The organism is Flavobacterium sp. HNIBRBA15423 (assembly GCF_052655965.1).
The window spans coordinates 799563-814410 of the sequence record NZ_CP199751.1 but is presented as its reverse complement, the minus strand read 5'-3'; the positions used below and the strand labels follow the sequence as shown (position 1 = coordinate 814410).

Sequence of the window (14848 nt, the reverse complement as noted above, 5' to 3'; positions counted from 1 at the left end):
CATTCACGAGAAAGAATGCTTACGGAAATGATTGAGAATATACTAGATTAGGGTAAAAATTATTGAAAAGCAATTGGTGCTGCTAAACAACTATCAGGAATTGCAAAAGCATCCACCAAGGCAATAGCATTTGGACGAATATCCCAACATAATTGATTGACCATTTTCCGAATGGCTTTAGTTTTTACACTTTCCATATAACCTTCTTCTAAATACCAAGCTTTATTTTTTTCTATTTGAGAAAGCGCATATAATTGGGCCAATTTACTTAAGATAGCTTTAACTGACTCGTCTTCAATTGTTTCGATTGCTATTTGAAATTGTTCGATTGTTACCCGTTCTAAATAGGCTTGTGCTACATCAATCATGTGATGTTGTACTACGTTAAAAGCATCATAAGGCTCCAAACCACTATCGATTAATTTTTTAATTCTTTTAGCTGCTGAAGCTAAAATGCTTTTCTCACGATATTGAAAGGCTTGTAAATGAAATTCCATATCTAACAAATGATTTTCATCTGTTTTTCTTGTTATAATTGGGTTTTTTTCTGCAACAGCTGTTTTAGCATTTTGGTAAACATAATTAATGATTCCTAAAGAACCCATTTCTCCAAATGATTTTCTAAATTCAGATAAACGATTTTTAGCTACTAATTGCATTAATACAGTGTTGTCTCCTTCAAAAGTAGTGTAAACCTCAGTATCATTTTTTAGTGCATCTATTCTGTTTTCTGACAAATAGCCTTTTCCACCACAAGCTTCTCTACACTCTTGCAAAATATCTCTGGTACTCCAAGTAGAATAGGATTTCATTCCTGCTGCCAATGCCTCTATTTCTTGTATTTCTTCATCTGTTTTAGATAGAAAACGACTTGTAAGGTACTGTAAACCAAAATGAATTGCGTAGGTCTTTGCTAAATGGGGTAATAATCTACGTTGGTGTATTCGGTAATTTAAAATTGGAACTTCAGAACCACCTTCTGGACCAAATTGACGTCGTTGATCTCCATACTTAATTGCAATTGTTAAGCCTGATTTAGCTGCAGCAAGTGCAGAACGTGGAATTCCAATTCGACCACCAACTAGAGTTCCTAGCATGGTAAAAAAACGTCTATTATCGCTTGGAATTGGACTTTCAAATTCTCCTTTTTTATTTACGGTAGCAAAACGATCTAGCATGTTTTCTTTAGGAATGACTACATTATTAAAACTAATAGTTCCATTATCAACTCCGTTAAGTCCCATTTTAGGTCCACAATCGCCAATAGTTATTCCTGTTAAAGTATTGCCTTGAGTATCTCTTAGTGGTACGATAAAAGCATTTACACCATAATCATGATTATCTATGATTAATTTAGCAAAAACGGTTGCCATTTGTCCATGTAATGCAGCATTACCTATATATTCTTTTTGTGCCTTTTTATGTGGTGTCTGTATAGTAAAAGTTTGATTGGAATGATTATAAGTTGCTGTTGTTTCCAAGCCTTTTACATTAGAACCATGATGGGTTTCTGTCATAGCAAAACAACCAGGAAGTGTTAAGGTTCCAATATCTTTTAAATATTTTTTATGGTGTTTAGCAGTTCCTAAAGAGTATACACTCATTCCCCATAATCCAAATTGTACTCCAAATTTGATTACTAAACTCAAATCATGATAACTTAGCGTTTCCATAATTGCAAAATAGTCAGCCATATTATCTCCACCTCCATATTCACTTGGATATGCCTTATTTCCAAAATTTTCTTTTGCTAAAATTTTACACCATTCATACACTTTATTTCTATAAGCCGTATTATCTGTTTCTGATTGGTAAGCAAACTCTGGCTTAGAAATTACAGCTTTTACTTTATTTATAATTGCTGCTTGTTTTCCATCTAAAATACCAGTTAATTTACTAACATCAAAATTGGTATGAGTTGTGTTTTTAGTGGTTAGTGTATTCGTTGTGCTTTTGAAAGTACTGATTATTTCTTCTCCTAAAAAACCTAAATCATTTTCAATTTTTGCAAAAGAAGGCTTTAATTTGTCAATATTTGCATCATTATTTGATAAGACTTTTACTAAATCATAAATGGAATTAATTGCAGGATTTACTTGAACTATTTCTTCAAGCTCTTTTTTCCAATTATTTATATTTTCTCGTGATGGAGGATTTGAAACATCCACTTTAGAAAGTAAAAACTGTTGTTCTTTTTCTGAAAGCCAACTTTGTGAAGTTATGAAATCTCTTAATGTTGTAAATTCTTTTTGCGTTAAAAGATCATCAGACCATACTAAGTAAAAAAGTGGTGTAAAAGCTCGTAGTTTGGCATTATCCATAATAATTTAATACTTAAATTAATCTTGATTTTTTTGTAAAACTCTAATTTACTAAAAATACCTCCTACAGAATTTTAATTTTTTATAATATAATGTTAAATCAATGTTTTATACTTGTTTGTTTCAAGAATTGGAGTTTAATCTATTAAATTTTGACTAAGCCATGAAAGTTAGAATCTTTCATTCTTTCTATTACAAGAAAATTGATATCATAAAGTGTTAGTAAAAATGACCCTGTTTCAAATTACATTTCATCTTATTTCTAATTTCTCAATTTTATATGTTGTGATAAAACCTTCTATATTTTCAAATGATTCTATAATTTCTAAAGGATAATATTTTAAAAGAATTTCTTTTTCATTATATTATTTAAATCAAATAATTTATTAGTGTGAATTATTTTAAGTGTTTTGTATTATCAATTTTACATTTTCGAAATTTTTATTTTCTAAATCATGTTTATGAATTCCAAAATATGCAACACTATTCCCAAAATAATCAACTTCTATTTTAGCATCATCAAAGTTCAATTGTAAAAGTAATATAAAATTGTTTTCTTCTTGTCTTACTCTTTTGAAATCTATTTCAGAAAGTTTAGTATCTTCTTCAAATCCAAAATATTGTTTAGACCACCAAAATCTTACACTTCCTTGAACCGCTTTCGGATGTCCTAGTATTTGATGACTAATGTCTAGATTTTCATCTATTGGTAAATAAATTTCAGATTCTATCTCTTCAATTATTTCAATGTCTTCATCAGAGATATTATTCTTTTCTATAATACACTCTTGAAAAGATGGAAAAGTGTAATGCTCAAAAAAAGAAATTGAATGTTCTTTAATTTTAAAGTAATTATTTTTGTCATTTTCAAGAACATTATCCTCAAAATAAAGCACTTTAAACTCTCCTTTTTTAGTGGGATATCTATTACCAATATCTTCTAAAAGTATAAAGAAAAATAAATTGCCTTTTAATTTTAGTGAATTATTTATTTTATTAATTTGATCTAAAGATAATTTACATAGAAATAGTAAAGGTCTTCCATTGTATAACGGCCAATTTTTATCAGAAATAAATGGATTTCCTCCAATCTTTGATTTATTTAATTCTGAAGTTCTTGATTCAGTCTTGAAACAAATTGATTGCAGTAATAACGATTTTATTTTTTCTTTCTCGTTTATATCTGAGTTATTTATTAATTCATATATCTATTTAACATACCTAAAATATTAAATCATTTAAATGTGTATTTGGATTATTTATAATTGCTTGTTTAGCTTGATTTAAAATATTTACTAATGCTGTATATGCTTCATTTGGATTTAAATTTGTTGGTAAAGCATCAAGCTTATTTTTAATTAGACTATTGTAGGTGTTATGATTAGGCTGATTTCTCCATGCAGCAACAGCAATTCCATTTAAAGCTTCACTCATATGAAAAGCATTACCAGATTTTGCTGCATTTTGTATCACATCATGATTTCTCCATACACATGGTAAAATATGATGTGCTTGATCTGCATTGCCTACTGCTAAACCAAGTACTTTTCTTAGCTGACTTCTATTGTCAAAATCAATTGTATTGCCTATTTACTTTCCAAGTAAGTCTAACCTTTGTCACAATAGTTGTAACTGTTTGTGATGCATCGACAATTTTAATAGCATATTTTATCCAATTTACAACAACAACAGTCTATTCCATATCTTATAACGAGAGAGAAAAACTCTACTGATTTTTCATTTTTTTCAAAAATAAAATTATTAAAAGATAAATTATTAATAAAATAGGCATTGTTAAATAAAAGTAGCTTATTAAGTAATATGTATCATGTAAATCTATCATGTAAAAGTGTTCTTCAAAATAAAAATATAACAATATTATTATTGAAAATAAGAGGTAAAAAAGTTTAAATTTTTTCATTTTTAAAAAAAGCATTAAAGTAAGTAAATTGTCCAAAAGTAATATCTTCAAATGAAATATTGCTAATTATTTTATCAGTATAATTATTATTAAATTTATAAAAACCGAGATCTTTTTCTATTACACTAGATATTTTTTCTGTAATATTTTGAAATTTATCAGGATTAGTTATTTTTGGGTAATCTAACCATTGTAAATTCTTTTTATTAATTTTATTTTGAAAGATTTGTATTAAATAAAAAGGGATTATTAAACTTAAATTTATAACAATTCTATACAAGGTAGAGTTTTCTATAATATTTATTTCGTAAGTTAAGCATCTATCGTTCCAGCTTAAAAGTGATTTATCATTTATTTCAATATCATTTATTTTCAATTTTAAAATTGAAAGAATATTTTCATTAGTATTTTGTTTTTCAAAATAATCAATAGTTTTTCTAAGTAATAAATATTCCTTTGTATTAAGGTATGTTTCACTATCTTTAAAAGAACAAATATTTTTTGGATAAAAACTGTATATCAAATTTTTATATATATCAAGCATAAATTTATATTAATTACAATTGCCTGTTCCATAACTAACAGTTTGGTATTGAGTAGGTATTACATTTAAGTTAGAAGAATTAAAATTTACTCTACCACCATTTGTCATTATTGGATAATTATATTTTAATCTTTGTTTAATTGTAAGCCATATATATATTACATTTTTATTCCTTGTCCTCTCCATTTTACAGGATAAACGACAAATTGCTGATCAGAAATAATTTCGATTAAATAAGTTTCAAAAATATAGTTTTTGTCAAAAGTATGAATAGGTAAATTATAAGTACCTGTTTCTTTATTCTTTTTTTGAACTTCTTTAAATCGCTCTTTTCTCCATTTTTTTTCCATTTTTCTTATTTCTTCTATCGAAAAAACTTTATAATTTTTCAATTTAGAAATTGAAAGTGTATCTGCCTTACAATTGTCACTAAATAAAAAACTTTCTCTAGATTTATCTATAAAAACATAACCTTTTTCTGCTTTACTATACTCTTTTTGTATTTTAAATATGCTGGAATCTATTTCTGTTTTAACATATATCTTTATTTTGTTTGTATTTTGACCCAACAGAATAGAAGAATAAAAAAGTAGACTAGTTATTACAATTGAAATTTTCATTAAAAATTAGCTTTTTATAAACATTTGAACTTTTGGGTGTTTAAACCTTGTAGCAATTAACTTATGTAGATTCCAAGTGCTATTATTTTTAACATAAATATATATAGAACTTAATGTTGGAGTTTCTACTTGTACTAATGCTATATTCCTCTCATTAGAATAAATAGGGCTAGATATACTTATATAATTAATTAATTTTTTTGTTATATTAATTTTTTTATCCTCAATGTATTTTTTATTCCATTTAGTGGTAATCTTTTGAGATATAAAATTTTTAGACTCTTTTTTATTAAATACTTTTTCAATAATTGAATCATAATCTTTAGCATTGAAGATTAATTCAGATTTAATACTATCTATTTTAATTTTATTGTTTTGGCTTTCATAAAAACCTAATTCTTCAAAAATAGTTATAATATTATTATTGCTTTTTTCAAAAAACAGGTCTAATTCTTTTAACTTTTTTACATTTCTATTATTTAATATATCATTAATGATTATATAATCATCATCTCCACTATGTATAATGTTTTTATTACAACATGCATAAGAAATAATTATAATGAAAATAAAATAAATTTTACTGACATGGTGTTTCTTTAATAGGTAAAGAGGTATCATCTTCTAAGTTGTTTTGTTCTGTTAAAAAAAAATTATTTGCAATTGCTTATTGACTAGGAGGTTTTTCAATGGAGCAAAGAATAAAAAATGTTAGTTTTAAACTAACATTTTTTATTTAAAGTCCTGATAATTTTTCTAAGACGACTTTTTTTGCTATAAAATATTCCTTGTCATCCTTATCTTTTTCTATAAGATACAAGTCAAATTTAGAAACTATTTCAGAAAAATTTTCAGAATTCATACTTTCAATAATTTCATTATAGAATAAAACATTTTTGATATCTTTTTTTTGAACTATTATTGGAATATTATGGTTTTTTTCATTCCTGTAAACCAAGTTTAAATTTCTATTATTAGAAGGCTTTATTTTGAAACTTTTTATTAATGTTCGTTCTTTATCTATAGATAGATTAATCTCTTTATTTTTAGAATTCTCATTAAAATCAATTACAAACTTTTGAAATAATAAAGTATCATTTTTAACTTCAACAACTGGGTTTTTATCTATAAATAGATATATTTCTTTAACACCTTTTTGCGAATAGCATATAAAAAAAGCATTAAAAAACAATAATAAAGCTACTATTTTCATCTATTATAACTTTTTTACATTTTTATTCCTTGTCCTCTCCATTTTACAGGATAAACGATAAATTGTTGATCAGAAATAATTTCGATTAAATAAGTTTCAAAAATATAGTTTTTGTCAAAAGTATGAATAGGTAAATTATAAGTACCTGTATCTTTATTCTTCTTTTGAACTTCTTTGAATCGTTCTTTTCTCCATTTTTTCTCCATTTTTTTTATTTCTTCAATTGAAGAAATTTTATAATCTTTCAATTTGGAAATTGAAAGCGTATCTGCTTTACAATTGTCACTAAATAAAAAACTTGGCCCTGTTTTACATTCATTATTTAAAATAACTCCTTTCTCTTCTGCTGAATAAAATTTTTGTTTTCTAAAACAATTTGAATCCAATTCAAGTTGTATGTTTGTTTTTATTTGATCTTTTCTTTGTTGTGAAAAAAGAGAAAATGAAATAAGAAAGTTAATTATTACAATTGAAATTTTCATTTTGTATTTTATTGAAAATTAGCATGTTAAATCAATTCTCTGCATCAAACCAATAAACTTCATATTTTAGATATTCATTTTCATCTATTTTTTCAATAAAATATATTTTATTAAAAACATATCTCTTAGAAAACATATCAGATTCTTTTAATCTTTTAATAAAGTAATCAAAGTTTACTGTTTTTAATTTATTTACAGTATTAGATTTTATTTTCTCAATTTTTGTATCATTTATTAATAAAAATCTTTCTAAACATATATTAAAAAAAATCTTCTCTCCTAAACTATGTTTAAACATTTTTCCTTTATAATTAATTACAGTTTCATTACTTTTCTTGTCAGATTCATCTCTAAAACAATCCACCTCTTTTTGATCTTCAAAATAGAGGTAAACAGTATTGTTACTTTGTGCTTTACAAGAAATTTGAAGAGCAAAGACAGTAACTGCCAAAATATTAATTAATTTATGCATGTTTGGTTTGAGTTATTAATTAAATAATTATTTATTATGTTTTCAATTTGTACTTTTTGAAAACTTGAAAGATTTTCCCATACAGTATTATTCATTAATCCTCTCCAAGCCAAGTCTAAATATAGTTGTTCTGGCTGTTGAGTATCTGGAACAGCAATTCCTGTTATAAATTCTTGAGTTGTTCTTGCAATAACATCTCTATAATGTGCAGCCATATAGGTATGGCTCCAATTTTTATAATTTCTAAAATATTCATATAATAAATTATAATTACTATTCTCAAGAGCATCTAAAACATTTTGGTTAGTAATTCCAACTAAATTACCTTGATTAACAGCTTCTATAATCTGTCTAAAAAATTCTGCATGAATAATTTCATGGATGATTGTTTGAGCAACTAATAAATTAGGTTGTTGATTAACACTATTATTATTTATATTTGAAGGAGGTACATTGTTTAGCGTTATAGTTATTAAGTTATTTGCATCAGGAAAAGATGTATTAGCTCTATCATAAGAAATAATATTTCCATTTTCATATACTGCTAATGTTTCTCCTGTGCTATCCAATTTAAATTCTAAATGTGCAATTGTAAATTGACCATCAAATTTATTTATCGCATTATTAAAACCAGTGCTTAAATTTTGTAATTTATTATAAATACATAAAGCTTTCCCTTCTAATTTATTTATAATCTCATTATAAAAATCCACTTCACCACCATCTTTTAAAGCCTTTATGGCTTCTTTTACAAACATCCAAGCTTCACCGTCATTTACTCTAGGATTTAAATAATCTAAAATTGCATTTTTAGTATTTACATTAGCATTATTCCACCAAAGTAATTCTTCAGGAGTTAAAATATTTTCTAGTACATCGGTTATGCTTCCACCTGCTCCATCATTATATAAATTAGGGTTTGAAGTATCGTCTATAATTTCAACTGGTGTTGAAGGATCATTACAAGTAGTAGTAATGTAAATTTCATAATGTGCATCGTTAATATAACCTGTATTACATGATTCTCCTACACCATGTTCTCCTGAATGACTGCATTTTACTTCTACTATATCGATTAAATCTCTACATCTTCCTCTTAAAAGGTTTTCTGTTTTACTTTGATTCTCTTGTTTTACTCCATTAATAAATTGTGTTGATGCAGTTATCTCTAATTCGTTATTTAAAATTTGAGCTTCACCAGTAAATGATTTTAAATCTAATAACACAGTTGGTGTTGTTGGAATGTATTTTAGGTAACCTACTTTTTCAGTTTCATTATAATTTTTTGTTATAATAAACTTTAGAAAATAAGGATTTTGTTGCGAATAAGAATTAAGATTTAAAATATAAGTTGTTAGACTATCTCTTTTTTGAATTTTAATGAAAGTAACATTCGCATCATTTATTCTTGAAAAAGAATCATTGCTAAGTTTATAAAAAGATTTGTTTTGTAAAATTGTTTTAATTTCTGGTGTTTGTATTTCGTTATACAGTTCAGATATTGAGATTTTGCTAGAACTAATACTTACTATATTATCCTCTTTTATTTCTGTAGCAACTTCCTCTTTTTCACAATTGGTAAAAAAGATAACTAACAGAAACCAAGATAATAATTTGATTTTTTTCATGGAATAGATTTTTAAATTTACTGTAAATAATTTTATGGCAAAAATAAATTTAATATTTATGGTAGTCAATACGTATTTACACGTATTTTTAGGGTTTTTCCTACGTAGAAATACGTACAAATTCTTACAAAAGTGTATTTTTTAAAAAGAATAAGTTTTTTTATAAAAAAAGAAGAGAGAGAATGATTTTTTACGAAAAATAATTTAATCCTTTCCTTTTGGCTACCCAAAAAGGAAAGGATTAAATTATTTTATAAGTTTAAAACAACTTCTTAATAATAGCTTCATCTGAAATTCCTTCTGCATCTGCTTTGTAGTTTTTTACAATACGATGACGTAGGATTCCTGTTGCGACTGATTGTACATCTTCTATATCAGGTGAAAATTTACCGTTTAAAGCTGCTTGTGTTTTGGCTGCTAAAATTAGGTTTTGCGAGGCTCTTGGTCCTGCTCCCCAATCGATATAGGTTTTTACAAAATCTGTTGCTAAAGTGTTGTCTGGTCTGGTTTTGCTTACTAAGGTTACTGCATATTCAATTACATTGTCTGGTACAGGAATTTTACGAATTACATTTTGAAAATGAATAATCTCTTCTGCTGTAAATAATGGATTAACTTGTGGTTTAAAATCGGAAGTAGTGGCTTTTACTACATCTACTTCTTCTTGAAAACTTGGATATTCTAGTTTGATAGCAAACATAAAACGGTCTAATTGTGCTTCTGGTAATGGATAAGTTCCTTCTTGCTCAATAGGGTTTTGTGTTGCTAATACAAAATAGGGCAAACTTAATTTGTAATTATGCCCGGCAACAGTAACTGCTCTTTCTTGCATGGCTTCTAATAAAGCAGCTTGTGTTTTTGGAGGTGTACGATTAATTTCGTCTGCTAAAATAATATTAGAAAAAACAGGTCCTTTTATAAATTTAAAATGACGGTTTTCATCGAGTATTTCACTTCCTAGTATATCAGAAGGCATTAAATCAGGTGTAAACTGTATGCGTTTGAAATCTAATCCTAGAGCCTGGGAAATGGTGTTTACCATTAAGGTTTTCGCCAATCCTGGAACACCTATTAATAGTGCATGTCCTCCAGCAAAAATGCTTAATACGATTTGATTGATGACTTCGTCTTGCCCTACAATTACTTTTGCAATTTCTTGTTTTAATGCTTTTTGTTTTTCTACCAATTGTTGAATGGTTGCTACATCTGACATATATGTGGTGGTATTTTTAACGTTATATTTTATAGGTTACTAATGTAAGAAAAAATACTTACAAAAATAAAAGACATTTACTATTTAGCCCTGACAGTAGTGGTATCCTTTTTAACTTTTCTATAAAAGTTAAAAAGATAAAAGCGAATGGCAGGAAATTCATTTACTGATTTGCCCTAACCATTCGCTTCTATTAAAAAAAATTAAGTAAACTCTTCTTATTTTTTTATCCAATTATTAGTAAACTCACATGATTTGTAGTCTTGACTAATTTTTATATAGGTTTCTTCTATTTTTTCTTCTGTCCATTTTCCAATGGTTTTAATTTGCTTATCACGTAATGCTAATTCTTTAATTTTTAAATAATCTTGAGCAAAATCTGCTGTGTGTTCTTCTGTTCTACTATTCACAGTGATAATTTTATAAAATTTACCAGTTCCTTGTTGGCCATCGCTTAAAATAGGTTGTGAAATTTCTCCATCTTTCAATGAGGAAACTTGTCCGTAAAGAGAAGGATCCATTTTTGTTAATTCGAAACGTGGTTCTAGTGTTCTTGGGTTTAATAAGACACCTCCATTATTACGTGTTTCTTTTTCATCTGAAGATGATTTTGCAGCATCTGAAAAAGAAATTTCTTTATTAATAATTTTTGAACGAATTGATTCGATTTTTTCTTTTGCTTCTTTAAGTGCTTCTGGTGTGTATTTTGGAGCAATTAGAATATGACGTAATTCTACTTCTTGTCCTTTTATTTTTTCTACCATAATAATATGGTAACCAAATTCTGTTTCAAATGGATCTGAAATTTCTCCTTCTCCTAATGAAAAGGCTACATCTTTAAATTCTTTTACGAATGGTGTTTTACGGTTCATCTTGTAAAAACCTCCATTTGAACTTGATCCAGGATCTTCAGAAAATAAAACTGCTTTACTAAAGAAACTTGATCCTTCTAAAACTTCTTTACGAATTTGTTTTAATTTGTCTATTACTTTTTGTTTTTCTTCTTCTGCAACTACTGGTTTTATCACAATTTGTGCTACTTCTAATTCAGCACCAAAAGTTGGAATTTCATCTTTTGGAATACCTTTGAAAAAATTACGAACTTCTTCGGGTGTAATTTCTACTTCGTCTACAATTTTCTTTTGCATTTGAGACGTTAGCTTATTATTCTTGATAATATCGAAGAAATAAGAACGAAATTCATCGATATTTTTTTTACGATAGAAAGCAATTACTTTGTCTAGTGAACCTACTTGCTCTACCATTGCATCGATTTGTTGATCCATATAAGAATTTACTTCTTCGTCTGTAACAATAATACTGTCTTGAATGGCTTGATGTGCATATAACTTGTCTTCTAATTGTTTTCCAAACAACTCGCAACGTGTTATGTCTTTTGTATCTACTCCTTGTGCTTTTAACTGTATGTACTCTAAATCGATATCTGAATCTAAAATTACATAATCTCCTACTACACCTACAACTCCGTCCACTTTTTCTTTAGGTGCCTGAGCAAAAATAGTGGTTACCGAAACCAAAAAAAGGACAAGAATTGATTCTTTATTTATAAACTTCATATTTTTTATTTTTGATAGCATCATTTGTAATTTCCGTTTCTATTGTATTTATTAATTCTAATTTTCTGTTATTAATGATTACTTGTTTGATAGTGGGTCTTAAAAATTGTAATGGTGTTGCACTATCTTTTGGTAATACTTTATTGACTTTTACTAACCAAACTGTAGTTGAATCTGGATATTGATAATTGATTCCGTCAACTACATATCTATCTTTATTTTCAAGATTTATAAATGGTAGTTTTTCAAATACTTGGTTAACATCTACCCAAATGGAATCGTTAAATGCATAACTTTTAAACTGTATTGATAAATCTTCAAGATATTTTATATCTTTTTTAGCAAAGGAAGTAAACTTTGCTCTAATATTCTCAAACTTTGGATTTTCTTTAACTAAATTAATATAGCGTAGTTTAACTAGTTCTGTAGGGTTTTTAAAAAACTGTTTGTTTTTTTCGTAGTATTCTTTTATTTCTACTTCTGTTACTACTGTATCTATTTTTTTGAATACTAACTGTTCTATATAAGCCTTTGTATATAAATCGATTTTATATTGGTTAATTAATGCTGCAAATTCTTCTATTTTTTCTTCTGATAGATTAAGTTCTGCTCCTTTGAATAACAGTTTTTGTGTAGCCCAACGGTCTAAAAAGGTTTTTACAATGGCTAGACTATCTGCTTTTGATGTTCCCTTTGGTATTAAATTTTGAATGTCTTTTTTGTATAAATAATCATCACCAACTCTTGCTACAGCCATAGGTTCTTTAGGTTTCCTAAAATAGTCACATGATGTTGTTAAGATAATAAGTATGATTATTTGAAAGAACTTCATTATTTATTTAGTTGTTTTTTAATTTTATTAAATACAGCTTGATTAACTTGAATGGTAAATTCTTTTTTAAGTTCGTTTACCCAATTATTTTCTAAATATTGTTGGTAATCGTTTATTAACTTTCCTTTACATTCTGCAATTGTTTTTGGTTCAGATGGTTTTACTTCTTTAACTAGTGCTGTAAAAAAATAATTTTCTTTTGAAATAATAGCTGTTACTCCTTTTGAATCTATTTTAAATTCTGGTAATATATCATAATCTTCTTCAAAAAGTCCTGATTTAACCATAACGTTAATCTTATCGTCTTTATTGAGTTTCTCTTTAATATATTCTAAAGATTTTCCACTTTTAAGATAGGATTGTGCTTTTTTGATAATTTTACTGTCAGTAGAAGATAATAAATCTACATCTAGTCTTCTTTTCCACAGGTAATCATTTTTATGATTTTCATAGAAATTATTTAATCCTATAGTATCTGTTTTTGCTTTTATCCAAATTTCTTTTTCCATTAAATCAAATAACAATAATCCATCTCTATACTCATCCATTACGTATTTAAATTCTGGAAATTCGTTTTCTAAATTGTTATCGTAATATTCAATTAGTTTTTCATCTAGCCATTTTTCAAAAAGTTCATCAACTAAATTTGAAATAGGTCTAGTTTTTACATTTCCTTTTTGTTGGGTAACCAAATAATTTAAAAAGTCTTTTGTTTTTACTTTTTCTACATTATTTATAACTACAATGTCTCCGTCAAACCCGTTTAAGTTTTCTGGAACATTCCAACTTTGATTATAATAATCATTAGTTACAATCGATTTTACTTTTAATAAAGTTTTATTGCCTATCGTTACAGGATATTTGCTTCTTGCTTTTTTAGCAAGTGTATTTGTAATAATTAAAGATCTTTCGTCTCTTCTTACTTTATTTTCCAATTCGTAACGCATTTCGTCTAGACTTTGAACTGGATGTTTATCTATAAGTTTTACAATATGCCAACCAAACTTAGATTCAAATGGCTCAGAAATTTGATTTTTATCTTTTAAAGAGAAGGCAACATTTTCAAATTCGATAGAAGTTAATTGTCCTACTCCAAAACGTTGCAAAACGCCCCCATTTACAGCACTCGATTTATCTTCTGAAAATTGTTTTGCTAGTGTTTCAAAGCTTTCTCCTTGTTGGATTTTTTTATAAATATCTTGAATGGTTTGTTTTGCTTTAAGTTCAAGTTCTGCAGTAGTCTCTTTATTATTGGGTTTTAAAATCATAATATGAGCTGCTGTAATTTCACCTCTATTTTCTCTTTTATCGGTTACTTTTATAATATGATACCCAAAACGAGTTCTAAATGGATTAGAAATAGTACCCACTGGAGTTTTATAAGCTGCATTTTCAAAAGGATAAACCATTTTAAAGGCTGAAAAATAACCTAAATCTCCTTTGTTATCTTTTGCTGAAGGGTCTTCTGAATATTTAGCTGCCACAGCATCAAAACCTTCGCTTCCTTCTGCTCGTGCTTTTAAATTCATTATGTTGTTGTAAGCTTTTAAAGTGTCTGCTGGAGATGCACTTTCATCTACAAGTACTAAAATATGAGAAGCTCTTACTTCGTTTTTTGTTCTTTCATAAGCTTCTTCAATTAATGAATTAGTTACTTTAGAATCATTCAAATAGTTTTTTGCTAATTGTGTTCTATAAGAGTTTAATTCATTTTGATATTTAGCTTCGTTTTGCAAACCTAATTTATTTGCTTTTTGAACTTTTAATTTATATCCTAAAAAAAGTTCTAAGTATTTATCCAAATCTTTTTGAGAGTCATCTTTTACTAAATCTAAATTTTTATTATAGACTCTTACAAACTCATCTGTGTAAAAAGGTTGGTCATCTATTGTGAACAATGTTTCTTTTTCTTGTGCAGATAAAAAGAATGAAGAATAAAAGCAAATTAAAATAAATGCAATGTTTCTCATAAGATTTTTAGTTTTTTTTATTTCCAACCCACAAAAATAATAATTCAAACTTATA

Annotated in this window: 14 protein-coding genes; all 14 read right to left on the bottom strand. The window is 26.8% G+C overall.

Going from position 1 to position 14848, the window contains the following annotated elements:
* Positions 1 to 59: 59 nt before the first annotated feature.
* The 14 genes from ACULEV_RS03640 to ACULEV_RS03575 all read right to left on the bottom strand — a co-directional run bounded on the left by ACULEV_RS03640 (position 60) and on the right by ACULEV_RS03575 (position 14793).
* Entirely contained in the window at positions 60 to 2321 is a 2262-nt protein-coding gene (locus ACULEV_RS03640; RefSeq protein WP_445457317.1) for an acyl-CoA dehydrogenase family protein, read from the bottom strand.
* A gap of 401 nt (positions 2322 to 2722) precedes the next feature.
* The gene (locus ACULEV_RS03635; protein WP_445458516.1) at positions 2723 to 3412 is read right to left on the bottom strand and encodes a DUF1963 domain-containing protein; all 690 of its coding nucleotides are present in this window, start codon (positions 3410 to 3412) and stop codon (positions 2723 to 2725) included.
* Positions 3413 to 3542: 130 nt separating this feature from the next.
* Positions 3543 to 3899: an AHH domain-containing protein gene (locus tag ACULEV_RS03630; protein WP_445458515.1), complete on the bottom strand. Its 357-nt coding sequence runs from the start codon at positions 3897 to 3899 to the stop codon at positions 3543 to 3545.
* Positions 3900 to 4228: 329 nt separating this feature from the next.
* Complete coding sequence (locus ACULEV_RS03625; RefSeq protein ID WP_445457316.1) at positions 4229 to 4786, bottom strand: hypothetical protein; 558 nt, start codon at positions 4784 to 4786, stop codon at positions 4229 to 4231.
* A gap of 158 nt (positions 4787 to 4944) precedes the next feature.
* Positions 4945 to 5406: a hypothetical protein gene (locus ACULEV_RS03620; protein WP_445457315.1), complete on the bottom strand. Its 462-nt coding sequence runs from the start codon at positions 5404 to 5406 to the stop codon at positions 4945 to 4947.
* A 6-nt stretch (positions 5407 to 5412) separates the two neighbouring features.
* Positions 5413 to 6027, bottom strand: a complete 615-nt coding sequence (locus ACULEV_RS03615; RefSeq protein ID WP_445457314.1) for a hypothetical protein — start codon at positions 6025 to 6027, stop codon at positions 5413 to 5415.
* A 115-nt stretch (positions 6028 to 6142) separates the two neighbouring features.
* Positions 6143 to 6619 (bottom strand): hypothetical protein, encoded by a 477-nt coding sequence (locus ACULEV_RS03610; RefSeq protein ID WP_445457313.1) that lies wholly within the window; start codon positions 6617 to 6619, stop codon positions 6143 to 6145.
* A gap of 14 nt (positions 6620 to 6633) precedes the next feature.
* Positions 6634 to 7101 (bottom strand): hypothetical protein, encoded by a 468-nt coding sequence (locus tag ACULEV_RS03605; protein WP_445457312.1) that lies wholly within the window; start codon positions 7099 to 7101, stop codon positions 6634 to 6636.
* Between the two features lie 31 nt (positions 7102 to 7132).
* Positions 7133 to 7573, bottom strand: coding sequence for a hypothetical protein (locus ACULEV_RS03600; RefSeq protein ID WP_445457311.1), 441 nt, complete (start codon positions 7571 to 7573; stop codon positions 7133 to 7135).
* Positions 7561 to 9201 (bottom strand): hypothetical protein, encoded by a 1641-nt coding sequence (locus ACULEV_RS03595; protein WP_445457310.1) that lies wholly within the window; start codon positions 9199 to 9201, stop codon positions 7561 to 7563. Before ACULEV_RS03595 ends, ACULEV_RS03600 begins: the two co-directional genes overlap by 13 nt.
* 259 nt (positions 9202 to 9460) lie before the next feature.
* Entirely contained in the window at positions 9461 to 10414 is a 954-nt protein-coding gene (locus tag ACULEV_RS03590) for an AAA family ATPase (protein ID WP_445457309.1), read from the bottom strand.
* Positions 10415 to 10632: 218 nt separating this feature from the next.
* Positions 10633 to 11991 carry a peptidylprolyl isomerase gene (locus ACULEV_RS03585; RefSeq protein ID WP_445457308.1) on the bottom strand — a complete coding sequence of 453 codons (1359 nt, stop codon included), beginning with the start codon at positions 11989 to 11991 and terminating at the stop codon, positions 10633 to 10635.
* Positions 11975 to 12823, bottom strand: coding sequence for a hypothetical protein (locus ACULEV_RS03580; RefSeq protein WP_445457307.1), 849 nt, complete (start codon positions 12821 to 12823; stop codon positions 11975 to 11977). The genes ACULEV_RS03585 and ACULEV_RS03580 overlap by 17 nt, the downstream gene beginning before the upstream one ends.
* A complete protein-coding gene (locus tag ACULEV_RS03575; RefSeq protein WP_445457306.1) occupies positions 12823 to 14793 on the bottom strand; it encodes a peptidylprolyl isomerase in 1971 nt (656 codons plus the stop codon). Before ACULEV_RS03575 ends, ACULEV_RS03580 begins: the two co-directional genes overlap by 1 nt.
* Between the last annotated feature and the right edge of the window lie 55 nt (positions 14794 to 14848).

Coding starts and splice junctions, on each gene's coding strand:
- ACULEV_RS03585 (WP_445457308.1), bottom strand. CDS start 11,991: ATGAAGTTTATAAATAAAGAATCAATTCTTGTCCTTTTTTTGGTTTCG.
- ACULEV_RS03610 (WP_445457313.1), bottom strand. CDS start 6,619: ATGAAAATAGTAGCTTTATTATTGTTTTTTAATGCTTTTTTTATATGC.
- ACULEV_RS03605 (WP_445457312.1), bottom strand. CDS start 7,101: ATGAAAATTTCAATTGTAATAATTAACTTTCTTATTTCATTTTCTCTT.
- ACULEV_RS03600 (WP_445457311.1), bottom strand. CDS start 7,573: ATGCATAAATTAATTAATATTTTGGCAGTTACTGTCTTTGCTCTTCAA.
- ACULEV_RS03620 (WP_445457315.1), bottom strand. CDS start 5,406: ATGAAAATTTCAATTGTAATAACTAGTCTACTTTTTTATTCTTCTATT.
- ACULEV_RS03575 (WP_445457306.1), bottom strand. CDS start 14,793: ATGAGAAACATTGCATTTATTTTAATTTGCTTTTATTCTTCATTCTTT.
- ACULEV_RS03640 (WP_445457317.1), bottom strand. CDS start 2,321: ATGGATAATGCCAAACTACGAGCTTTTACACCACTTTTTTACTTAGTA.
- ACULEV_RS03580 (WP_445457307.1), bottom strand. CDS start 12,823: ATGAAGTTCTTTCAAATAATCATACTTATTATCTTAACAACATCATGT.
- ACULEV_RS03615 (WP_445457314.1), bottom strand. CDS start 6,027: ATGATACCTCTTTACCTATTAAAGAAACACCATGTCAGTAAAATTTAT.
- ACULEV_RS03590 (WP_445457309.1), bottom strand. CDS start 10,414: ATGTCAGATGTAGCAACCATTCAACAATTGGTAGAAAAACAAAAAGCA.
- ACULEV_RS03595 (WP_445457310.1), bottom strand. CDS start 9,201: ATGAAAAAAATCAAATTATTATCTTGGTTTCTGTTAGTTATCTTTTTT.
- ACULEV_RS03625 (WP_445457316.1), bottom strand. CDS start 4,786: ATGCTTGATATATATAAAAATTTGATATACAGTTTTTATCCAAAAAAT.